The organism is Desulfoluna sp. (assembly GCF_030145185.1).
In the GTDB taxonomy this organism is placed as follows: domain Bacteria; phylum Desulfobacterota; class Desulfobacteria; order Desulfobacterales; family Desulfolunaceae; genus Desulfoluna.
In genome coordinates, this window is the sequence record NZ_JAQYWB010000082.1 from 1 (window position 1) to 23162 (window position 23162).

The following is a 23162-nucleotide window of genomic DNA, read 5'->3' on the forward strand; positions in this document are numbered from 1 at the left end:
CCACGGTATTCTGTCTGATTTTCTCACCCTTCGGGCGAGCCGGGTGCACTCATCTGCCGCGTTATCAGAGCTTTGAGGTAAACCACTACATCTTCAGCTCTGATGCCTTGCATATGAACGCACCCAACTCGTGAAATATCCGGGCTATGCCCCATGGACACACGAAGGAATAAAGGCCACTTTATTTTCTGAAAAGACAGGGGTCAACTGTTTTTAAAACGTGAAAGAATAAATAAACGGCTTTAAAAAACAAAGGGCGAAAAGGGCCATCCACCGGATGCCTTCTCGCCCTTCAACCTTATCCTTGAGGCCTTTTGCCTTTTGCCTTTTGCCTCTTGCCTTTTGCCTCTTGCCTCTTGCCTTTTGCCTTTTGCCTTTTGCCTTTTGCCTCTTGCCTCTTGCCTTTTGCCTTTTGCCTTTTGCCTTTTGCCTGTCCCCTGCCCTTTTGCCTGTCCCCTGCCCCCCTACACCTTAAATCTCCCCACCAGAATTTTCAAACCACCGGCGAGGGCCTCAAGATCTGCGGCGTTGGCATTCACTTTGGCACTGACAGCCGTCATATTCCCGGCGGTTTCGTTTACCTCTGCAATTTCAATGGCCATATCCCGTGCCACGTTGGAACTCTCCTGGACCTTGTCCGTCACCATCTGAATCCCTGAAGAGGTTTGATTCACAGCGCCTGAAATCTCTGCCGTGGTCACGGACTGCTCTTCAATCGCCGCCGCAATGGTAACCACGATTTGGTTCACCTGGTCGATGACGCCCGTGATAATATCGATCTCTGTGGCGGTGTCTCCCGCAGAGTCTTGAATGCCAGCGATCCGAGCCTTGATATCCTTGCTGGAGGAGGCGGTCTGCCTGGCAAGCTCTTTGATCTCATCCGCCACCACGGCAAACCCCTTGCCGGCGTCACCGGCCCGGGCTGCCTCAATCGTGGCATTCAAAGCCAACAGATTAATCTGCTCTGAAATTTCTGCGATCACTTCCGTTACCTGGCCGATCTCCATCGCGGCATTGCCCAGGTCGCCCACCTTCTCCTTGGTTCGTTTTGCCTGAGCCACGGCTTCCCCGGTGACAGAACGTGCGTTCTCGGAGTTTTGCGCAATCTCGGTGATGGTGGCGGTCATCTCCTCCGTGGCCGACGCCATGGAATTGATGGCACCGGCCGACTGCTCGGTCTCCCGCGAGACATCCGCCATGTTGCAGCTCATCTGCTCGGAGGCGGCTGCAACCGTGTGTGATTTCCCTGACGTGGCCTCGGCACCGTCGGCCATCTGACTGGCCAGACCTCTGAGGTCCCCGGACGACAGAGCCAGAGTCTTCGAGTTTTCAGCGATTTCACCAATCATTTGCTGCAATTTTCCCACAAAATGATTGAACCAGGTCGCGACATCACCGAGTTCATCCTGGCTGGCCACCGTCAGCCGCTGGGTCAAATCCCCGTCACCTTCGGCGATGTCCTGAAGCATGGAACTGACTTGTTTTAAAGGAATGGTGATGGCAAAAATCAGCACCACGGCGGCACCCATCGCCAGACCGACACCGACCAACAGAAAACAGACGATCACGCTTTTTCCGGATTTTGCCGTCATGCCAAAGGATTTCCGAGCTTCATCCGCGATGGCATGCATGCCGTTCGATGCCTCGGAAACCATCACCTGGGCCTCTCTTCCGGTGTTTTTTTCATGCACATCCTGAGCCACATACTCGTTCCAGTGGGTGAGATAAGAGGATCCAGCAGCTTTCACGGCATCACTGGCCTCATCCGCAGAGAGCAGTGACTGCATGGTTTTTTCAACATCTCCCGGGTCCGACTGATACGCAAGATAATACAAGGCCTTGATTCGTACATTCATCAAATAATCGTTCAGCTGAGAAATACGCTGAAGTTTTTCAAAGCCCTCTCCGATCACCTCTTCCATCTTTTTTGCGGCCAAATCAATCTCATCGAGATAGACGCCGGTACAGACAACCAGATTCCAGGGCATAAAATATCGAGCCACGGTAACCTTGGGAAAGAGGGCCTTTCCATGTCCCGGTTTGGTGAAAAAATATTCGGTGACTGAATGTCCGTCTTTGATCGCCCCATTCACCACCTCTTTCATGAAGGCTTTACCGGTCTTTTGATCTTTAATGTCAGAAAACCCCTTCCCTTCCTGCGTAAAATCACCGCCATGGGCCATCATGGTAAAGTCCGGGGTCACAACAAAAAAATAATTTTTTCCACCAAACCGCATGTTGCGAAGGGTGTCCAACGCCTCTTCCTGGGTCTTTCCATTCTTGTAGGCGATGTCCATCACGCCGTAGGCCACATCCACCAGCTCGCGGACGGCTCCGAACGACTGTTTTTTCATGGATTGAATGGTGCTCTCAAGCACCTGGTCGCGAATCATTTTCTCTGCATGTACAGAGGTATCATTCACCACAGACCGGGTCTTATCGACACTCTGTTGCAATTCGCCTCTCAAGGCCAGCTTCTTGGCCTTGGCCTCTTCAAGGGTGGCCAGGGAGAGTGAATAGCGCAGAGTGCCGGCCGTTAACGCCTGAAGCGCCGGGGTCTCCCCCATGATGTCGACCAGCCCGGAAAGTTTAACCTGCGTTTTTTTCAGATGCTCCCCCAACGCAGTAAACAATTCTGCTTCACCCGTCCGCTCATAGCGTACCTGATCACTCAGCAGTTCGTTGACCATCACATCAAGCTCCAGGGTCATCAGCCCGTTATCGGCCTCATCGATCACCCTGTTCAGACTGAAATATCCTGTCATTCCCACGACAAAAAGAACGCACACCACAAGAATAAATCCAGCAATTAACTTTTTTTTAAGTCCCACTGATGCAAACATACTTCCCCCCCCCGTTTTAATGGACGACGAATCTCTCAGATTCAATTCGAGAGCAAAAACAGCCTGCCGTTTGAAATCCATTGATCCTGAATAAAAAAGACGCTTCCGATAGTTCAATCATGTGTCCATAAAGCCACATTGAGGAACCGAGAAAAACTGTGATACATCAGTTATCGACACCCCAACACAAATCTTAACGTCGTTTACATCTAAAAATTAGGATCGCGCCTCAAAAACCACCATTCCCCATTTTTATTCATCTGATCTTAAAGTGAATACGGTCCGGGAGGGACTCTCAAAAAAAAAAGCCCCCGGTAAAAACCGGGGGCTTTAAAAAAAAATAGACTGAGGCCATGCGGCGTGTTGTGGGTGAGAAGTGCACATCAGAGGCTCCCCGGGTTTGTGTAAAATAGCCCCCTGGGGTCATTGGCGAAAAAGCCCTTCGCCTGTTTTTGATGAACCCCTTGTCAACGGAGACAACGAAGGGGTTGAGCGTCGCCTTTCAACAACACTCTTTTGAGCGCATTAAAGAATTCGATTGATTTTCAAAAGCGGCATGGGATTCACCAGATGGCGGCGCGCCCACTTCTCGGCTTTGACTTCACCGGAGGCGAAACCGGCCAGCTCTGGAATAAAAAAGACGGGGAGCCTGTTTTTCGCCGTCCCGCGCATCTCCAGGTTCACCTGGCACAAGGGGCAAAAAGTCACCACGCAGTTGGCCTTGGCCTGAATGGCTGCATCCAGGATCCGGTCCACCAGACGATCGGCCAGCTCAGGACGGGAAACGGCCAGATGCGATCCACAACAACGACTGGAAGCGCCCCAGTCCCGAACTTTTGCGCCGGTGTTCTCGACAAATTTGATAATACTGGACTCATAATGCTTGAGATCAAAGCCGGTAACCCGCTCTGGGCGGGACATCAGGCACCCGTAATAGATCACGGCGTTCAGTCCTTCCAGAGAGCGGTTCATGTGCCCTTCGAAGATGGCCTCGTCCCCGGGCTCAATGGCCTCCAGAAAGAATCGGACTTTCACCTCACCGGTATAGCGGGTGCCATACGCCTGAAAAAGTTTGTCCCGCATCTGTTCGTCATTTGCCAGCTTGTGCTTGGCCTCTTTCAGACGAATATAGCAGCTGGGGCAGACCACATAGAGATCCTCCACCCCCTGCTTCTGAGCCAGAATCAGGTTCCGGCCGGAAAGAAGGGTGGCATACTCAGGGTTCACGCTGTGAGCCGGAGAGGCCCCGCAGCAATTCCAGTCTTTGAGCTCCTCAACCCACATGCCGGCCATTTTGGCCATCTGAAAGAGAGAATCGGCAAAGTCCCGGGAGCTGGCTGTCAGCGAACACCCCGGATAGATACAGATCCGTCGTTTCCCCACCGGGATCGTTCTTTTTACAGCCTTAGACATGACACACCTCATTGAGCTTTTTCATGTCCACACGCTTGTTAATCTTCTCAGGAAGAATACTCAACCGGCCAGAAAACAGGAATTTCATGTAATTGGGTATATCCCGAAGGGCTGGCAGAGACTTCATGCGGTAGCGGGCCATAAAACCCAGCTCATAGAGCCTGCCGTAACGTTTCACCTGTCCCAGGAACTCCTGGTGAAAGGCCACCACCTCCGGCTCCTTAACGGTCACCTTCTCCTCCAGGGCAATCTGTCGCAGGGTATCCATCATCTCCGGAAGGCTGATGCCGTTGGGGCACTCAGACACACAGGCGAGGCATCCCACACAAAACCAGATAGACTGGCTTTCCAGGACCTCCTGTTTCATGCCCAGCTGGACCATCCGAATGATTTCGTTGGGGAGGTAATCCATCTCCTCAGCCATGGGACAGCCCCCAGAGCAGCTGCGGCATTGAAAGCAGGAGTTGAACATCTGTCCGCTTCTCTCGGTCACTTCATTCATGAAGCCAGCCTGTATTCGGATGGGTTCTGTTCTATTCATCTGCAATGTCCTCTCTCCCGCAACATCATGATATTCACGACGGACCGGGGTGTGTTACAGCACCCAGAGTGGCAAAAGCCATCAATTAGGGTGCGCACATTAATCCGGATCTTCCATGGGCTCGCCCGCTGACGTAAATCCCTCGACCAGAAGCACCGAAATGGTCATTTTCAACCCACATGAGTCAGCGGCGTAATCCCCATGCCTTCCCATGTTTGGTTTTTCCTTTCCCGACCGACAAAACAACGCCGAATCAGGATCCTGTTTTTCTGACACCACCAAATAATCTCAATTTTTGGGTGAGCTTCACCCTCGGTGCATCGCCGATGCATCGCACGTGATTTTTCGTTTTTTTATAAAGTCTGAACAGAGTCATATCTGGCGAAAGCGGCACCAGCCGGCCTCGCCCGTCCCAAATGCGGGCCCATTGCCCTCCCACCTGGGATTAAAGACAAAAAAAGCCTGCAAAAAGGAATCCTCTCTCGTCCGTTCCCTTCAGCAAGCTTCGTCGCCTTCATTACGCCGCACATCTTTGTGCCGCGTCACTGCTTGTAAGGAAGTTTTTTTAGCAAAATTTATTCATAACAATCTAAGCCTTTAACGTCGTCATACCACTGAATTTTTTATAAACAGGCTGAAGCATGCCGGCTCTTTCACCCCGTCGAAAGACAACCGGCATGCTTTGGATTCAAAACATGGGTGCCGCCAGAATTCATGGCCGGCACCCTGTATGGAATGAATACCGCTTACTTGGCGTAATGATGAAAACCACGCCCGCTTTTCCGGCCAAGCCACCCTGCGCGGACATACTTTTTAAGCAGGGTATGGGCGCGATATTTGGGATCGCCGGTCTCTTCCACCATCACATCCATGATGGCCAGGCAGACATCCAACCCGATCAAGTCCCCTAAGGCCAGAGGCCCCATGGGATGGTTGGCACCGAGTTTCATGGCGCTGTCGATATCTTCCACAGAGGCAACGCCTTCAGAAAAGATCCCGATGGCTTCGTTGATCATGGGAATCAGGATGCGGTTGACGACAAACCCGGGGGCCTCCGCCACTTCCACGGGGGTTTTCCCGATCTTCTCCGTGATCTCTTTGATCGCACCATAGGTCTCATCAGAGGTCGTCATGCCCCGAATGATCTCCACCAGCTTCATGACCGTGGCGGGGTTGAAGAAATGCATCCCGATCACCTTGTCGGGTCGCCCTGAGGCTGACGCCACATCCGTGATGGACAAAGAAGAGGTGTTGGTGGCGAAGATGGTTTCGGCGGGACAGATCCCGTCAAGCTCCTTGAAAATCGCCTTTTTAATCCCCATGTTCTCCACGGCAGCTTCCACAATCAGTCCGCAGGAAGCAGCCTCTGCGATATCCACAGAGCCCGTCACGTGTGTGAGCACCTCCTCTTTGAAAGAGGCTTCGATTTTGCCCTTGGAAACCAGGCGCTCCAGCCTTTTTTCCATGCCGGCAAGCCCTTTGGCGACGGCTTCTTCATTAATATCTCTTAAAACAACATCGAACTTTTTCTGTGCGAAGGCCTGAGCTATTTCTGCGCCCATGGTGCCGGCGCCAATTACCATAATTTTCATCATCTCACCCAATCGTATTAAATAGCTGTGTCACCGGAAATTGATCCACCGAGTCTTACGATGTTTCATTGCGAACTGTCCGGGTCAGATCACAGGGTCTTTGGTTGTAGCCCCCGCCTGTATGAAAAAGGATGGTATCCTTTTTCATACAAGACGGGGGCCAGGCTTCTCCTGCCAGTAGGCCGGGTGTGACTGCGCGGCACCCCCGGTACCCAACACAAACGTGTGACTTAAGCTTCGATGACCATGGCCATACCCATGCCACCGCCGATACACATGGAGATCAGACCGGTTGAAAGGCCATCTCTCTTCATCATGTTCATACCGGTCACCATCTGACGTGCGCCGGTACAACCGACGGGGTGACCCAGAGAGATCCCACTGCCCACCTGGTTCGGCTTCTCAATGGGGATATTCAGCTCTCTCATGCAGGCGATCGCTTGGGAAGCAAAGGCTTCGTTGAGTTCAATCATGTCAATATCGGAAATATCCATATTCAGGCGGCCCAACACCTTTCTGATGGCGGGAACGGGACCCAGGCCCATAAACGCGGGATCCAGACCTCCTGAAGCAAATCCTTTAATTTTTACGATGGGGGTGAGCCCCAGTTCAGCGGCTTTTTCTTCGCTCATCACGAGGACAGCTGCCGCGCCATCGTTGATGCCCGAGGCGTTCCCGGCGGTGACCGTGCCATCTTTTTTGAAGGCAGGGCGCATCTTGGAGAGGATCTCCATGGAGGTATCCATGGGCCGCTCATCCACATTGAAGATCGTATCACCTTTACGTGATTTAATTATAATATCGGCTATTTCGTCTATAAACAAGCCGTCTTTAATCGCTTTGCGGGCGCGGGTGTGGGAAAGAAGCGCCAGTTCATCCTGCTCTTTACGGGTGATGCCGTATTTCTCAGCAATATTCTCAGCCGTAATCCCCATGTGGTATCCGTAAAAAATCTCATACAGACCATCAAACACCATCAGGTCGGTGACTTCCCCGACACCGGTGAGTTCCATGCGGTGTCCCCAGCGTGCCTTGGGCAGGGCCAGGGGGGTATTGCTCATAGACTCCATGCCACCGGCCAGAACCACATCCGCGTTGCCGCACATAATGGACTGAGCCGCCAGAGCAATAGACTTCAAGCCTGAGCCACACACCTTGTTCAAGGAGAAGGTGGGGATCTCTTTGGGAAAACCGGCACGAATCATCGCCTGACGGGCGGGGTTCTGCCCCTGACCTGCTTGAAGCACGTTGCCCATGATGACTTCGTCAACTTCTACAGGAATGGCTCCCTCGTCCCAATCACAGCCCTTGGCTTCCAACTCAGTGAGCCCCTGGTCCTTCAAGGCATCAGGGCAGATCGTCCTCATTTCATCACTGGCAACAGGGCGAAGACCCGCCTTCTTAAACAGATCTTTCATGACTGCGGCACCCAGGTCCGCTACCTTGACATTTTTAAGTCCGGCACCGAAGGTCCCGACGGCAGAACGCGCTCCACAAACAATGACTGCGTTTTTCATAACTTGACTCGCTCCTTTACATGATCTCTCAATCTCCCGAGGGACCATTGCTGGATTCGCAAGGTCGGATGTCACCTGATGTGACGTGTGCACCCTTTCGCTTCAGCCGGCACGTGGGAGTCCGGTAGTCCAAAGCAAGAGAAAGGCACCACCGCTTGCGAATGATTCTATGCCTCATGTCCACCCGAAACCCATCGGGGCCTGGGGTGAAGATCTTCATCAGGATGCGCCATTGCATCCTGGGGTTTCCGTGTGCAATTTTCCCTTACGAAGAAAGGTTGATCCTCCAGAGAGAAAACTGTGCGTCTGCCCCAGTGGGCACATTCGCTTCACAGTCCACTGGACACAGCAATTGTTATGCCAGTTTTTACCATATCTTACGATACCGTGTTTTATCGGTGACTTATCCACAAATACCACTTAACAACACCGTCCTGCCCCTGTCGTCGCCTGGGTGGAACGATAAACACCCACGGTAACCCTTGTAGAATATGGCGAATCGCCTCCGTACTCCCCCGACGGACGAGAGAAATCACCCAAAACCTGTGGTATCCCCCTCCCTCCTATGATAAAACCCGATGATCCTTCGGGAAACACCTTCCATTCACGGCGCCGAAAGCGGATCCTGTCCGTTTACGGACAACGCTTAAAAGAGCCCACATCCCAAGCGGTTACCTACCGCACACCGGGTCAAGGCAAGAAAAAGAGCTTTACACTGTATCAAAAATGCGACATATAGCGTCTTTGATACACCTTAAAGTGTCGTCAAACAGATACAGGTAACAGGATTTTTCCCCAGCAAGGTTGAGTAGGCCCATGAAACGCGATAACGACCGTATTATTGAAGAGCTTCAAGAAGAGATCGATCACTATCAGCTGATTTTTAATTACACCTACGGGGCGACCGTGGTCGTGGATCCCGATGGATACATCATCGATATCAACAAGCCCTACCTCGATTTTGTGAACATCTCCTATGGCGAGGTCATCGGCACCCACTGCACCAAAATTCTGGGAGACTCCCGCCTGCATATCGTGGCCCAGACCGGGAAAGCTGAAATGAATCAGGTACAGACCATCAACAACCAGCAAGTTCTGTCCCGACGATTCCCCATCAAACAAGATGGCAAGGTGGTGGCTGCCGTAGGCCAGGTCATCTTTGAGGATATCCGCCAGATCGCCAGCCTCGCCCGGAAATATTCGCTTCTTGAATCCAAAGTAAAACACTACGAACAGGAGCTGCGGCACCTGCGCTCCACCCGATACTCCTTTGAAAGCATCGTGGGTGAGAGCAAGCCCATGCACCGCATCAAAAAAGAAGCCCTTACGGCCACATCCAACAGCTTTCCCGTTCTCATCACGGGAGAAAGCGGAACGGGTAAAGAGATCTTTGCCCAGGCGATCCACCATGAGAGCCCGCGGAGCGTCAACCCCTTCATACGCATCAACTGCGCAGCCATCCCACGGGAGCTCATGGAATCCGAGCTCTTCGGCTATGAAAAGGGGGCCTTTACCGGTGCCCGAAACGACGGCAAACCCGGCAAATTTGAGATGGCCCACAAGGGCACCATTTTTCTGGATGAGATCGGCGAGCTACCCCTTGAAATGCAGCCCAAGCTCCTTCGTGTCCTTGAAGAAAAAGACTTTGAGCGCGTGGGCGGGACCCGGGTGATCCAGTCCGATTTTCGTCTGATCGCCGCCACCAACCGCAACCTCGCCCGGATGGTCACCGAAGGAACCTTTCGAAGCGATCTCTACTACCGGATCAACGTCATCCACCTCCACCTGCCCCCTTTACGCAAACGCCGCGAGGACATCCCCCTGCTCAGCCGTCACCTCCTCGGTCTCATCGCCGACAAAGAAGGGCTTCACCAGGTCAGCCTCTCCACCAATGCCGAAGAGCTGCTCTCCGGCTACACCTGGCCCGGCAACGTCCGCGAGCTCTCCAACTGCCTGGAACGGGCCGTGGCCTCCATGACAGACAATGCCCTCACCGAAGATGACCTGCCGTTCTGCATGCTGCAGTACAGTGAGCGCAAAGAGACCCTGAACCACTCCTCCCTGAAAGAGGCCTTAAACGACGCAGAAAAAAACATTATTGCAGCCACCCTCCAGGAAGAGAGTTACAACAAAGCCAAAACCGCCAGACGACTTGGCATCCATCGAACCCTTCTCTACAAAAAAATCGATAAATATGGAATCAGCCCCCAAAGCGCGTAAGGGGAGAGATCGTCCCAGAAAGGCTGCCAGGGCGACTGAATTGACATTTACGAAGATAAAGGGGTAGCCTGTTTTTTTTACATTCGGTCTTAACCGATCCATTCCAGGCACGACCATGAGGTGACAGATGAACACAGCGCAGACGGAAAATGACGACTTTCAGCCCTCCAGGAATGAACTGCTCAAACTATGGGAGAAGGTGAAGGGGCAGGATCTGACGGGGCTCTCTGAGATTGAACTCTTTTATGCTGCCATCATCAAGAAACACGAAGCGATGTTCGCGAAAGAGGTGGACGGAATCGATCACCCGGAGACCCATGAATACCTGCCGGGTCAGGGCGTAAACCCCTACCTCCACATCCTCCTCCACGGGCTGGTGGCAACCCAGGTGATCCGTAAAAAGCCCCTTGAAGTCATCCCCTTTGTCAACGCCATGAAAAAAAAGGGGATTGACGAGCACACCACCCAGCATCTTCTCTGCGCCATCTTTTTTCCCCTGGTCCTGGAAGGACGAAATCGGGAGGGTGAGCCGGACATGGCCAAGTATGCGAGCCTGCTCAAAAAATTCAAAACCAAAACACCAGAAAAAATTCAGGCCGCGCTGGACAAAGAGTTTCACCAGACCAGCTCGTAACACCCCCCCATCGAGTCCCCTCCCTTAGACAAAAAAACGGCCTGCGATCCTGAAAGATCCCAAGCCGTCTTTTTTTATTAGGGGGTGGTGGATGAGTCCCTGCGGTCGAACCCCTTGCGACCCCACCAGCCTCACAGGCCCTGGAACGATGAAACCCCGCAAGACCGCCCTCCCCGCATTCAGCTGATAAAAATGACACCGACACGATACGCGGGATTTTCCCGAGTGGTCGGGCTCATGGGCCGACTCCACACGACTTTGGCAAATTGCCGATACGGATTCTTTCGATTTTTCGAACGAATAACCAGAGAGGTTTCAGGAAGATACGGGCATTTGCTTTGAAAGCAGAGCCCCCTGTCCGTGCAATTCAGAAGATCGGCATCTCTGTAATCACCGGTCGGTGATCGCGAGTACTGAATCGTCCCGGGAATATGCATCCGTTTGTTATTCCTCTCATCCAGAAAGACACTCATACAGCACCTCCATTTTTTAAAAAGGCAGGCATACGGGACAGTGGAAAAATCACCCTCAAGAGTGATCATCTTCGCCTGTCTCCCGAACAGGCCGAGTCTTAACCACGGTGCCTATTCATTTCAGGAGTTCACCATGAAAAGCGTCGAATGCAGGGAATTTTCATCCATTGCTTCATCCGCCTGGGCACCTTATCCCGAGTGGGCGTAAGGGTCCCTGCCGGGTTCGACGCGCATGGGAAGTCGCCTGGAATGCGACGTCATGAAGGAGCGAATCATAAGAAAGAGAACAAAGCCATGGGATCATGATAGGGAGCATACCGAAAAAATCGGAAACAGACGGAAGCCGTCTCGAATAACGTGGAATTCAGGAAGGATCAAACCCATTTTGATGGGGAGGTTTCTGCCCTGTCGCACACCTGCCTTTATGAGCATCAGTATACCACACAGCGACACAAGTAACAGGATTTTATTCTCTTTTGTCAACCCGGCAAAACGGAAAATCGTTGAAAGAGGGTGCCTGCCCCCTCAAAGGCCGGACACCGCGTTTCGAACGCCCACAAAGGCCTCTTCCAGGTCGTCCATCCCCTTCAGGCATTCTGCCTCAAGCCCCGTCTTCAAAATCGATTCGAGCTCACGGGCCGACGCAAAGAGGCCATTGGCCGAGATATTGGACGACGCCCCCTTGATGGCATGAACCTCATAAGCCGCCTGGGTAAAATCGCCGGTATGCACCATACCTCGAATGTCCCCAAGGCGATCGGCATAGAGATCCACAAACTTCATGACGATGGACCGGTAAATGTCGTGACTGCCGCCGATACGCGCCACCCCCTCACTCACATCCAGGGCCTGCTGTCCTTGAGGCATCATGGAAGACGGCATGTCCCCCCCCCCCCTTTTGGGTTCGCCCCGCCCAATATACCGGGAAAGAACCCCCATCAACCGTTCCCGATCGATGGGTTTGGGGATGTAATCATCCATGCCCGCATCCAGACAGGCTTCACGATCGCCCTCCATGGCATGGGCGGTCATGGCGATGATGGGCACCCGGGTGTACTTGAGCTCATTTCTGATAATACGCGTGGCTTCCATGCCGTCGAGTTGCGGCATCTGCATGTCCATAAGCACGGCGTCGTAATCTTTTTCTTTGATGCGCTCAATGGCCTCAAGGCCGTTTTCGGCAATCTCCACGCGAACCCCGGAAAAAGTCAGAATCTCCGTGGCCACCATTTGGTTAATCCGGTTGTCCTCCACCAGCAAAACGGTGGCCCCGTCCACGGCACCAAAGTGCCCTGTGAACTTGGAGGCATCCGAAAAGGAGGCGTCTCGGGAGACCACCGCCTCACCGAAGGTCTCCATGATGGCATCAAACAGCGTGGAGGGGCGCAAAGGCTTGGTCACCACTCGGTCGATTCCAAACCGGCCCTTGTCGTAGAGATTGACACCAGAGCTGAAGGCATCGAGAAGAATCACGTGGGGGGCATGCCCTCCCTGGACACTCATCTTACGCGCCATCTCCACCCCATCCATATCGGGAAGATTCATATCCACGAGGAGAAGATCAAAGCTGTGTTTGCCTGCCAGAAGAGAGAGGGCGTCCATCCCGTTCTTACAGCAGGTCACCCCGAACCCAAAGGAAATGAGCATACGCTCCAACACCCGCTTTAAGGTCACGTTGCCTTCGGCCACCAGCACCTGCAGCTCCTTGAGGTGGGTTGGCAGGTCATAGGGGCACCTCAAGGGTATGGTGGTGTCCTTGGCCATGGGTGCGGTAAAAGTAAAAGAGCTCCCCTCCCCCAGGGTGCTGGAGACGGTAATGTCCCCACCCATCATCTGGACAATACGTTTGCAGATGGTAAGCCCCAGCCCTGTCCCTCCGTATTTCCGGGTGGTGGAGCCGTCTGCCTGGGCAAAGGCATCAAACAGGCCGGCGCTGGTCTCTGAGTCCAGGCCAATCCCCGTATCGGCCACCTGAAACATCAAAGTGACATGGGTCTCGCTCTCCTCCATCACCTCCATGCGCAGGGTAATCTCCCCCCCATCGGTAAACTTGACCGCGTTGCTGGTCAGGTTGACCAAAACCTGCTGCAGGCGCAAGGGATCCCCCACCAGACGTTCGGGCATGCCTTCATCAATATCGATGATAAACTCCAGCCCCTTCTCGTTAATCTGGTCCAGAAACATCCCGGAAATACTCTCCACCAGACTGCCGATATCAAAGGCCGTCTCTTCAAGGTCCAGCTTCCCCGCTTCGATCTTGGACAGATCCAGAATATCGTTGATGATCCCGAGAAGGGAGCGGGCCGAGATACGGATAATATCTAAATACTCACGACGCTGGTCCCGGGTAATCTCTTCGTTCAAAGCCAAATCACTCATGCCGATAATGGCGTTCATGGGGGTCCGAATTTCATGGCTCATGTTGGCCAGAAATTCGGTCTTGACGCGGGCCGACTGATCCGCCACCTCCTTGGCCTTGGAGAGTTCGTCGTTGATCCGGACCAACTCCCGCGTTCTGGCATCCACCCGAAGTTCCAGCTCGCCGTGAATTTCCCGCAGCTCCCGGGCCACTTTCTTTCGTTCTTCGATCTCTGCACGCAGGTTCTTGTTGATGGTGGCCAGCTGAGCAGTACGTTCCTGAACCCGGTGTTCCAACTCCAGATTGGCCTGGCGGGCCTTCCAGCGTTCGTTCTCCAACTGGCAGGAGATGCTGAAGCTCTTCCGGTTGTTGTACTCAAACATGTAACAGGAGGCCATCCCCACCAGGTTGGCGGTGATGAAGAAAAAATTATGGTTGATGATAACAGAGACCGGGGTTTCTGCCAGATAAAGAGCCGAGGCCGTATACAGCCCCACCAGCGACCACCCGCAGAGACTGGCCCAGAGAAACTTAATCCGACCGAAGCTGTACCCGAAGATAAACACCAGCAGCAGCCCGGCAAAGTAGGCGTACCCCGCAGGCCGGGGCGCCAGGCTTAACATCATGATAATCCCCCCACCACCGGTCATGATCACCAGGACCAGAAGCGGCTGCAGGACACGGACAAAAACACGGGTAAAGGAGAAACAAAGGACCAGGATCACGACCGGCAGAAAAAAGGCGAACCGGATCATAAGAAATGTGGCGAGCAGCTCAGGGACCTGCTGAACATCCAGAAAACCAAAGAGGATATAAAATATGGCAGCAAGAACCAGAACGATACGAACCTGCCAGATATACTTATCGTGGTCTCTTTGCAGGTACGCCTCTTCCAATTCGGCGTCGGAACCGGAAAATGTAAGTGTTATGGGATTTAAGTTCATGCCGTCACTATTGAAATCGGTTTCGGGGGAGGGCAAGAGCCGTTAAAAAACAATACTCCCAATCAAAATGGCCGAAAGCCACACCTGAACATTGGTTACCCTGCGCAAAAAAAAATCCTTCATTCAGGCTCAGGTCAACCCAAGGTCCCCCAAATAAATAAACACATTAAAAATGTATGGCATATGAGAGGGGTTATTTCAAGAGCGATTGACGATTTTTAAAGTCACCTCAAGGGGTTTTGAAAGGGACGCAGCCTTCTCATCCCCCCTTCTTCCATCCGAAAATTCACCGAATAAAACCATCTGAAGGGGAGCCTGACGCCCCCCAACAGACACTCTACATGCTTTGGCGGACGTCCGCCCCATCAAGGGCAATGGCGAGGGTCTCGGCATCAGCGGCCTCAATCCCCAGGCTTTCCGGTGACAACCCCATGGCCAGCCCCAACAGCTGAGGGTAGACCACCGGTCGTGGGAGCGCATCCCCTTCTTCCACAGCACCGGCAAACTGGAGATGGCAATAAGGACACCCCGTGGCGACCAGAGAACCGCCCATCTCTCGAATCGCTTCAAGCTTACGGAGCGTCATCTTTTTAGACAGAACGGAATTAATCCCGTTCAACGGAGCCCCGCAGCAATCAAATTTCCGTTTGTAGTCGAGGCTCTCCACACCAATAGCAGAAAGAAGCAGGTCAAAGAACTCCGGCACACCGGCGTCATTCAATTCATTGATATGACTCGGACGTAACATGTGGCAGCCATACTGAGCCCCTGCCTTCACCCCGGCAAGGGGACGCACCACCCGCTGCCGGATCGCCTCAAGGCCCACCTCATGACGCAGAAAAGAGAGGATGTGGGTCACGCGGGCCACACCGCGATACTCCAAGCCCTCTCGGCTCAGGATGGCGTTCACCTCGTCCCGAAGCTGAAGGTCCTGGTTCAATGCGTTCTGAGCGTGTTTGAAGCTGCCGAAACAACACTTGCACATCACCAGAATATCGCTGCCCGATTTTTCCGCCAGCGCGAGATTTCTGGCCGATGAAAGCAGGTAAATCTCCCGGTCCGTATTTCTCAAAGGGTACCCACAGCAGTTGAACTTGGACTCACTGCCAACATCTACACCAAAGGCTTCGAGGACTGCCAGGGTAGAGTCCCGATAGCCGCCAAGTCGTGAGGGAATCGTGCATCCCGAAAAAAGCTGATATCCCATATTTTATCTCCCTGATCCGATGCGGTGACCCGAAGCAAGCCTCTGGCCCTCACCGGTTCGCCGGTAGGCTCTATTTTTCAATTCATAAAAAAGGTCCGTCACCAGGACGCCCTGAGGACAATACTCCTGGCACAGGTAACAGGTCAGACAATTCCAGATCATGGGTGCCCCTTCAGCCATCTCCACTTCTCCGAGTTTCAGGGCCTGAATCACCTGGTGAGGCAAGAGCCCAAGACTCTCTTGTGGATCATCCACGGTATCAGCCACCGGACAAACACTGGAACACCCCCCACACTGAAAGCAGGCCTCGACATGAAAAGAGCTGAATTCATTTTCGGACGCCCCTTCCCCGATATGAATCACACGCTGAGAATCTGACAGCTCGTCAAAGCGTCCGGCCAGCTTTTCCTTTGCCGGCACCAAGAGCTCGCTGTCCACCCCACCCTCCTCCATACAGCTGCCAAAAGAGAGGGGAGAAAGAAACATCGCGTCACTTTTGCCGGACTGGAGAAGGTCTCCCTTCATGTGCTGCCAGAGACTTCGAAGATCAATCCCCGAGGGACAAACTCTGCTGCAGTTGCCACAGTCTGTACACAGGGTGACCCCCTGCCTTGCCCGGGCAAAATCATCCCCGGAGAGTTCCTTCTGTCCTGCACGGCTTTTAAAAAAAGTAATTTTCTCCGATGGCAGGATCAACGGGTTCTGTATGAGGGTATAGGCCGGTTGAACCGAACAATATTGACTGCAGGTACCACACCGCGTACAGGCATCCAGCGCCAGAGAGCGCCGGATGGACAGAGCCTCTGCGCCCCCGTTTTTACCCGCCACCGCATTCACGACCAGGCTTAGCGGGGTAGAAAACATATGAAACATCTTCCCGTAAGGAATCCACGCCAAAAAAAGGAAGCAGCTGAGGTAGTGAGTCCACCAAAAAAAGGTAACCGCTCCAGCACGATCAAAATGAAGGGCCGTCTCGTCGCCTACACTCGTGGCCAGGAGGTACCCCGTCATCGCCCAGCGGGGATTGGAATGACACGACATACAGCTCTCTTCGTGTATCTCTTGCCCCATCTCAAGAAGATCCGGATCTTCGGCACCCCGTTCTCCCGGAACAGCCAGACCGAAATCGCGCTCCCAATAAGCCTCAAGAGCCTCTATCTCTTCCTCATCATCGAGCATGGCGTACTCATCCACCATATCCATGAATTCGGTATGGGAGGATATCTTGGCCGCTTCAAGGAAGATACCAGACAGAACAATCACGGCCAGAACCGCAATGGCCCCGTAATCCATGCCGTTAGACAAAAGGCCTTTCCGCCGCATCACCAGGCGGCGTCCCACCGCCATGGCAAGACCAGCCAACACAAACAGGCCAAACAAGTCCCTAAGAAAAAAATAAGGGTTCAAGGTAGAGTAATAGTCCGGAAAAAAACGTTCGCTGATAATTTGCTCAAAGCCATGCATCAGGGTAAGGCCTAAAAACCCGATAAAAATGAGCATATGCATGCTCCAACGAAACCGATTCTTCTCCAGTAACCGAACCTGAATCACCCCTTGCTTTAAACACTCCCAAATCACCTTAAGAAGAAGATGCCCCTTCCAAAATCCACTGACGCCCCTACCCAAGGCCTGAAGTCGCGCCCATGGACCCACACGCCCCGCCCCAACCCTGGATAGATACCAGGCATCACGGGTGAACCAAGTCGAGACACGATACACAAAACCAACGGTAAATAAGCCAACAGAGAGATAAAGAATCAGTGTATCCATAAAAAATCCTGTTTGTCTGCTGTTCGTAAGGATAAAACGTATCAGATATACATAGAGCCGTAATTTCTAGCTCCAGCATACAATTCCAGACAAATCATCCACGCCACGGTATCCGGTAGTCAAGGACAATAATTATATATGCAAGCAATGTGCCACAGAACATACTGTTCCCTCAAATAGATCATTACGAATCATTACGAATCATTGAACCTGGATCGCCTTTCACACAGATGTTCCCTTCCCCACCCAAAATCCGAAAAAAAGGACCGTTGCTACCCTCCCATTGCCCGAGTCTGGCTTACCGATGACCCTCCCCCCCCTGAGAGCCTTTAAGTCATCCGGTACCTGTCTTGAAGGGAGAAAACACATCCGGCAACACCTCCTTCGGCAATACCTGGGCACGGGACCGGTCATCCCTCTTGAAAGCAAGGCCAACAGGGGCTTTGCCGCGTGCTTTAGGGACTTGCCTTTGCCATCCCTTTCGGTTATACATTCAACCTGTTGTCTGCCCCGAACCGGGCAAAACATCTTTTCCGCGCCCCGCAAAAGGATCAGCGCACCACCTCAATCGCTGGATACACACACCCATGATACGAAAAGCCACCATCCAAGATATCAAACAAATTCACAGCCTCCTTTCCGAATACGGCAACCGGGGAGAGCTCCTCTCCCGACCGCTAAGTCAACTCTACGATCATCTCCGGGATTTTTTTGTCTATGAAGATCAGCAGGCGGGAGTCGTCGGATGTGGGGCACTTCAATTCTGCTGGGAAGACCTTGCCGAAGTGCGGTCCCTTGCCGTCCATCCCGATCACACAGGAAAAGGCATCGGCAAGCTACTGGCCCAAAGCGCTCTGGATGAAGCGGTGGCTTTCGGCATCAAAGAGATCTTCACCCTGACCTACAAGCCAGGTTTCTTTGAGAAATTGGATTTTGTCATCATCGATCGGGCGGAGCTCCCCCTTAAAATATGGAGCGACTGTATCACCTGCGTGAAGTTCCCCGACTGCGATGAGACCGCCATGAGACGACACCTCGACGTCAAACGATAGCCCTGCTTGATGCCCCCTTCTGGAGCACGCAAATAAAAAACGCCCCGCTGAAAGACATTCAGCGGGGCGTTTTTCGTTTTTAACGAAACAGCAGGGGAAAGAAGGGTCAGGTGTACACCACATTGACGCGAAGCAAGGGATATTTCCACACCCCAGGCCTGGGCATGACCAGCTGATTACTGATGGTATTCCAGGCGGTCTCCGCCTTGATGGCGCGAATCTTTCCATCTGGAGGGGGTTTGGCCGGAGAGGTATGATCGTAATCCACCCTCAAAATACAGACGCCGTCCTTCTCTTCATAATCGATCACATAATTGCTGGTGAAGGTTTCAAGGTTCATGGAGTTCTCACCGGACACTTCCAGCATCTCCGCCAGAGTAAACCTCACCAGGGTGTAACGGGAGATCCCCCGTTCGGAAAAACGAAGCACACATCGAGATTCGCTGCTGGAGACATACACCGTGGAGATCGAATTGAGGCGTTTCAGGTACTGCGCCGCCACACTGGCCGCCGTCCTCCGGCCACCCGCCATGATCGGCAAGCCGTACATCTCGAAGAATTTCTTCTGAATATCCTCAGCGCACTTGTCTCCACGCTCGTACAGATCCTTGATGATATAGCGCAAATCCTTGCCCATCTCTTCGGCGGCCTCGGCAATGGGCCAATCGATGCGGACATGATAATGGGAAAGGGCGTAGCGGTCCGTGGCACGGGAGACAGGGTCCCGTTGAATGAGCAAGGCGTAATCCACGGGAACCATTTTTCTGAGGAACTCGTTGAACCGAACGGAATCCAGGTACTTCCACCCCCGATCGAATTCAGAAGAGAGATCAAGGACACCGGACGCGAGGAGATTACTCTTCACCGTCTTGTTGACGTCAAAAAAGCGGATATACTTCTTAAAAGACGCAGGGATCGTGTCCTCAATAAAGATGATGAGAAACGCATTGTGTTCCTCATATTCAAAACCTGGAATACGCGCCCTTGGTTTCAGCTCCCGCCGTTCAACAAAAGGGTACTCCATGTTATTTTTTTTAAAATTATCATACGACTCCACCAGGCCGTATTGCAGCACGAACTCATCGAGGTCATCCCGCAGCACTTCATAATAAACACGCCTCAATTTATGGGCGCGGCTGAGCTCTTCCCTATAGCTCCAGTATCCCAAAGGACCCCCCCTCAAAGGTGTATCGCCCACCTGGTTGGCTGATAAAAGCAGGCATCATTCATGTAGTGATCCATAGTACGTGGTCTGGATTTCAAGTCACCCAGCGTAATCGTGGACCGATCACCGGGCAAAAAGAGAGGCAGCAGTGGCATCAGAGGACCTTCAGCATAAAGGGTAAAGCGCTGATTTCTTTCTATGTAGAAAAGTCCCCTGCGAGCTGACAAAAGCTCACGAAGACTCGTCAATGCCAATGCAAATCCTGTGATCCTAAGTTTCAGAGGATCTTGGCTGGACACATCACAACATCTTGTACCATAATTCCCCAGAGAGGGTCAACAGGATAGCGCTTGAATATGCGCATATAAGCTGCTATTTCAGCGTGTTTAAGAGCCATTGCCACACAGCACCAAAGTGCTCAAGCCCGCAAAAGCATCTTTCCAATCGTTTATTTTCTCGTATTATCGCTTGAAAACGATGCTTTTCAGCAAAAAAGCCTCGAGTAAAATACCCCTCACCGAGGCTCTGCATTCTTATTACCGGGCACCGGCACATGCCGGTACCCATCGCCCGTCAGGCATCACTCCCCAAGGCAGGTAACACCAGAAAGGGGCTTGCCCTCCATCAGCGTCAAAAAAGCCCCGCCACCGGTGGAGACATAGGAGACACTCTCTTCGGCCCCTGCCATATGAAGCGCCACGTCCGTATCGCCGCCCCCAACCACGGTCAGGGCCTCGGCCTCGGCAACCGCCGCGACCATCCCCATCGTGCCCTGACTGAAAGGCGCCATCTCAAAGGCTCCCATGGGACCATTCCAGACGATGGTCTTGGCCTCAGCCACCACCAGAGCATAGGTCGCCAAGGTTTCCGGACCGATATCCAGCATCATGGTGCCTTCCGGGATGGCGTTGACAGAGACCACGTCAAAATCAGCCTCGGCGCTGAATTCCCTGGCGACCACGCCGTCCACCGGCAGATAAAGCGGGATCCCTTTCTCCCGACAGGTAGAGATCACAGCCAGCGCACTGTCCAGCATGTCGTCCTCCACCAGAGAATTTGCCATGAAAAGCCCCTGGGCCTTAAGAAAGGTACTGGCCATGGCACCGCCGACAATCACCTTGTCCACGACATTCAGCATGTTGGTCAACGCCCCCAGCTTACTGGAGATCTTGGCCCCACCAATGATCGCAACAAGGGGACGTACCGGTGCCCCCATGGCCTGGTTGAAAAAAGCGATCTCTTTTTCCAAAAGGAGCCCGGCACCCTTCTGCGTCACCTTTTCGGTGATGGCTGCAACCGAGGCATGGACCCGATGGGAGACGGAAAAGCCATCGTTGATATACACATCGCAAAGGGCGGCCAGTTGCCCGGCGAAGGCAGCATCGTTGGCCTGCTCTTCATTGTAATACCGAAGGTTCTCCAGGAGCAGTACCTCCCCTTCCTTCATCGAAGACACCATGGCCTCCACCTCAGCCCCTACACAATCGGGAGCCATGGCCACCTTTTGTCCGAGCAACCCTTCCAGATGCTTTGCCACCGGAGCAAGGCTCATCTCAGGGACCTTTTTTCCTTTGGGACGCCCCAGATGGGAAGCCAGGATCACCTTGGCTCCCTGTGCCACAGCGTAGGCAATGGTCGGCAGGGAGGTGCGGACGCGAATATCATCGGTAATGCACTGCGCCGCATCCATGGGTACGTTGAAGTCCACACGGATAAAGACCCGCTTGCCAGTAATGTCCAGTTCCTTGATTGTCTTCATCACACGGTTCCTTAGAATATGAGTGTCATCATAAAGGGTCGGTTTGATTTTACACAAACGGGAGCGCCTTCACTCCCGTCCTTTTTTTTCGGCCCGTCCTTTTTTTCCGGCCATTGCCTTTTTTCGGGACCAACGCTCAATAAAAGAGAGATTGCCCGAGGCATAGGCCCGATCCATCCGCTCTTCCCGCACATGGTCTGCGGCGGGGTCGGAGGACAGGGCAGCCCTCAGACACGGGGTTTTATGGGGGCATGCCAGGCACTCTTCCGGAGAATGACGCAAGCCTTCGCCGCCCATGGGAAACACCTTGGCAAGCACGCCATAGCAACCCGGTTTTTTGATGTCATCTGTCACAACAAAATGCTCCTCATGGCTCGGGGGCAGCCGCCTCAGCCTCTCGGACAAAGCGATCAATATAGCCGTGCTCGGCAAAACTGTAATGGCCGGCGGCTCCGATCACCAGATGTTCATGGACGGTGATCCCCATCACCCTTAAGGCGCTCACCAATTTTTGGGTCACGCGAATATCCTCTTTGGAAGGTTCGGCCTCTCCAGAGGGGTGGTTATGGGCAAAAATCACCGCGGCGGCTTTATGGGCAAGGGCCGCACTGACCACTTCACGCGGGTACACGGCGCTGGAGGTAAGGCTCCCTTCAAAAAGAACCTTGGACGCGACCACACGATTTTTGGCATTGAGATAGACGGCAAAGAAGCACTCCCGCCGCCGGTGTCCGATCTTAAGGGTCAAAAAATCCAAAAGCTCCCTGGAGTTTAAAATACAGGGATGCTGAACCATCCGCGCCTCCAGATAACGCTCGGCCACCGACTTGATAAGCCGCAGCCCGAAAAGATTGCTGGGCCCGATCCCCGAGACCTCCATGAGCTCCCGATCATCGGCTTCAAACACGGCCTGAAGGGATCCGAACCGGGCAAGGGCCTCTCTGGCGGAGCCCTTACAGTCGCGCCGAGGCGTGCCCAGCGTCAGCAGCAGCTCCACCACCTCGTAGTCATGAAACCCCTCAAGGCCCCCTGAAAGAAAGCGCTCCCGCAACCGTTGTCGGTGCCCCTGCCGGTCATCTATCCCTTCCTTCACCTTCTGCCCCCCATAAAAAAGAGTGCCTCCGGCGGCAAGATGAGCCACCTTGAGAGCGGGTTGCCGCTGTGGCTGTCCCCACTCTGGCCAGAAAAGAAACGTTTTATGTCATCTGCCTACAGATCCATCTCGTTTTTCAAATCTCGCGTCATCAAACGGGTGATGGATTCAGCCGGATCCCGGCCATCAAAAAGGATGTGGTACACCTCGTTGCAGATGGGCAGCTCCACCCCCAGGTTGTGGGAGAGATTGTAGACCGAACGCGTGGTCTTCACCCCTTCGGCCACCATGCGCATCTCATCGAGAATCTCGTCGAGGGTCATGCCCTGGGAAATTTTCATCCCCACGGCATGGTTGCGGCTTAAGTTTCCTGTACAGGTCAAAATAAGATCCCCCACCCCGGCCAAACCAGAGAAAGTGAGGGGTTCTGCACCCATCTTCATGCCCAGCCGCTTCATCTCGGTAAGCCCCCGAGTGATGAGGGCCGCCCTCGGGTTGCGCCCGGCGTCCAACCCATCACCCATCCCCGCGGCACTGGCGATGATGTTTTTCCTGGCCCCGCCGATCTCCACCCCACCGG

The 23162-nt window shown here is 53.4% G+C and carries 17 protein-coding genes; 3 read left to right on the forward strand and 14 right to left on the reverse strand.

Annotated elements, in window-relative coordinates; translation table 11 throughout:
• Positions 1-464: 464 nt before the first annotated feature.
• The 5 genes from Q1Q75_RS19490 to Q1Q75_RS19510 all read right to left on the reverse strand — a co-directional run bounded on the left by Q1Q75_RS19490 (position 465) and on the right by Q1Q75_RS19510 (position 7906).
• Complete coding sequence (locus tag Q1Q75_RS19490; RefSeq protein ID WP_300674165.1) at positions 465-2843, reverse strand: methyl-accepting chemotaxis protein; 2379 nt, start codon at positions 2841-2843, stop codon at positions 465-467.
• A gap of 525 nt (positions 2844-3368) precedes the next feature.
• Positions 3369-4256, reverse strand: a complete 888-nt coding sequence (locus Q1Q75_RS19495; protein WP_300674167.1) for a heterodisulfide reductase-related iron-sulfur binding cluster — start codon at positions 4254-4256, stop codon at positions 3369-3371.
• The gene (locus tag Q1Q75_RS19500; protein ID WP_300674170.1) at positions 4249-4797 is read right to left on the reverse strand and encodes a 4Fe-4S dicluster domain-containing protein; all 549 of its coding nucleotides are present in this window, start codon (positions 4795-4797) and stop codon (positions 4249-4251) included. The genes Q1Q75_RS19495 and Q1Q75_RS19500 overlap by 8 nt, the downstream gene beginning before the upstream one ends.
• Before the next feature lie 746 nt (positions 4798-5543).
• Positions 5544-6401, reverse strand: coding sequence for a 3-hydroxybutyryl-CoA dehydrogenase (locus tag Q1Q75_RS19505; RefSeq protein ID WP_366945267.1), 858 nt, complete (start codon positions 6399-6401; stop codon positions 5544-5546).
• A gap of 218 nt (positions 6402-6619) precedes the next feature.
• The gene (locus tag Q1Q75_RS19510) at positions 6620-7906 is read right to left on the reverse strand and encodes a thiolase family protein (RefSeq protein WP_300674175.1); all 1287 of its coding nucleotides are present in this window, start codon (positions 7904-7906) and stop codon (positions 6620-6622) included.
• Between the two features lie 816 nt (positions 7907-8722).
• On the opposite strand from Q1Q75_RS19510, the gene Q1Q75_RS19515 reads away from it, so the two are divergent.
• Positions 8723-10126, forward strand: a complete 1404-nt coding sequence (locus Q1Q75_RS19515) for a sigma 54-interacting transcriptional regulator (protein ID WP_300674178.1) — start codon at positions 8723-8725, stop codon at positions 10124-10126.
• 127 nt (positions 10127-10253) lie between these two features.
• A complete protein-coding gene (locus Q1Q75_RS19520) occupies positions 10254-10760 on the forward strand; it encodes a DUF1841 family protein (protein WP_300674180.1) in 507 nt (168 codons plus the stop codon).
• Positions 10761-10939: 179 nt separating this feature from the next.
• Here the strand turns inward: Q1Q75_RS19520 and Q1Q75_RS19525 are convergent, their stop codons facing one another.
• From Q1Q75_RS19525 to Q1Q75_RS19540, 4 genes are all read right to left on the reverse strand, one after another.
• Positions 10940-11233 carry a hypothetical protein gene (locus Q1Q75_RS19525; RefSeq protein ID WP_300674182.1) on the reverse strand — a complete coding sequence of 98 codons (294 nt, stop codon included), beginning with the start codon at positions 11231-11233 and terminating at the stop codon, positions 10940-10942.
• A gap of 525 nt (positions 11234-11758) precedes the next feature.
• Positions 11759-14536, reverse strand: coding sequence for a response regulator (locus Q1Q75_RS19530; protein WP_300674184.1), 2778 nt, complete (start codon positions 14534-14536; stop codon positions 11759-11761).
• 337 nt (positions 14537-14873) lie between these two features.
• Positions 14874-15743: a CoB--CoM heterodisulfide reductase iron-sulfur subunit B family protein gene (locus tag Q1Q75_RS19535; RefSeq protein ID WP_300674185.1), complete on the reverse strand. Its 870-nt coding sequence runs from the start codon at positions 15741-15743 to the stop codon at positions 14874-14876.
• 3 nt (positions 15744-15746) lie between these two features.
• The gene (locus Q1Q75_RS19540) at positions 15747-17513 is read right to left on the reverse strand and encodes a 4Fe-4S dicluster domain-containing protein (protein ID WP_300674187.1); all 1767 of its coding nucleotides are present in this window, start codon (positions 17511-17513) and stop codon (positions 15747-15749) included.
• Between the two features lie 587 nt (positions 17514-18100).
• Between Q1Q75_RS19540 and Q1Q75_RS19545 the strand changes: the two genes are divergently transcribed.
• On the forward strand, positions 18101-18565 hold the full coding sequence (locus tag Q1Q75_RS19545) for an N-acetyltransferase (RefSeq protein ID WP_300674190.1): 465 nt from the start codon (positions 18101-18103) through the stop codon (positions 18563-18565).
• A gap of 106 nt (positions 18566-18671) precedes the next feature.
• On the opposite strand, the gene Q1Q75_RS19550 is transcribed toward Q1Q75_RS19545, so the two are convergent.
• The 5 genes from Q1Q75_RS19550 to Q1Q75_RS19570 all read right to left on the reverse strand — a co-directional run.
• Positions 18672-19733 carry a hypothetical protein gene (locus Q1Q75_RS19550; protein ID WP_300674192.1) on the reverse strand — a complete coding sequence of 354 codons (1062 nt, stop codon included), beginning with the start codon at positions 19731-19733 and terminating at the stop codon, positions 18672-18674.
• Between the two features lie 577 nt (positions 19734-20310).
• Positions 20311-21489, reverse strand: a complete 1179-nt coding sequence (locus tag Q1Q75_RS19555) for a phosphoglycerate kinase (RefSeq protein ID WP_300674194.1) — start codon at positions 21487-21489, stop codon at positions 20311-20313.
• Between the two features lie 69 nt (positions 21490-21558).
• The gene (locus Q1Q75_RS19560) at positions 21559-21843 is read right to left on the reverse strand and encodes a hypothetical protein (RefSeq protein ID WP_300674196.1); all 285 of its coding nucleotides are present in this window, start codon (positions 21841-21843) and stop codon (positions 21559-21561) included.
• Positions 21844-21856: 13 nt separating this feature from the next.
• Positions 21857-22582 carry a DNA repair protein RadC gene (gene radC, locus Q1Q75_RS19565; protein WP_300674198.1) on the reverse strand — a complete coding sequence of 242 codons (726 nt, stop codon included), beginning with the start codon at positions 22580-22582 and terminating at the stop codon, positions 21857-21859.
• Positions 22583-22698: 116 nt separating this feature from the next.
• Positions 22699-23162: NAD(P)H-dependent glycerol-3-phosphate dehydrogenase (locus tag Q1Q75_RS19570; protein WP_300674200.1), on the reverse strand; the 464-nt coding region annotated here is incomplete at its 5' end.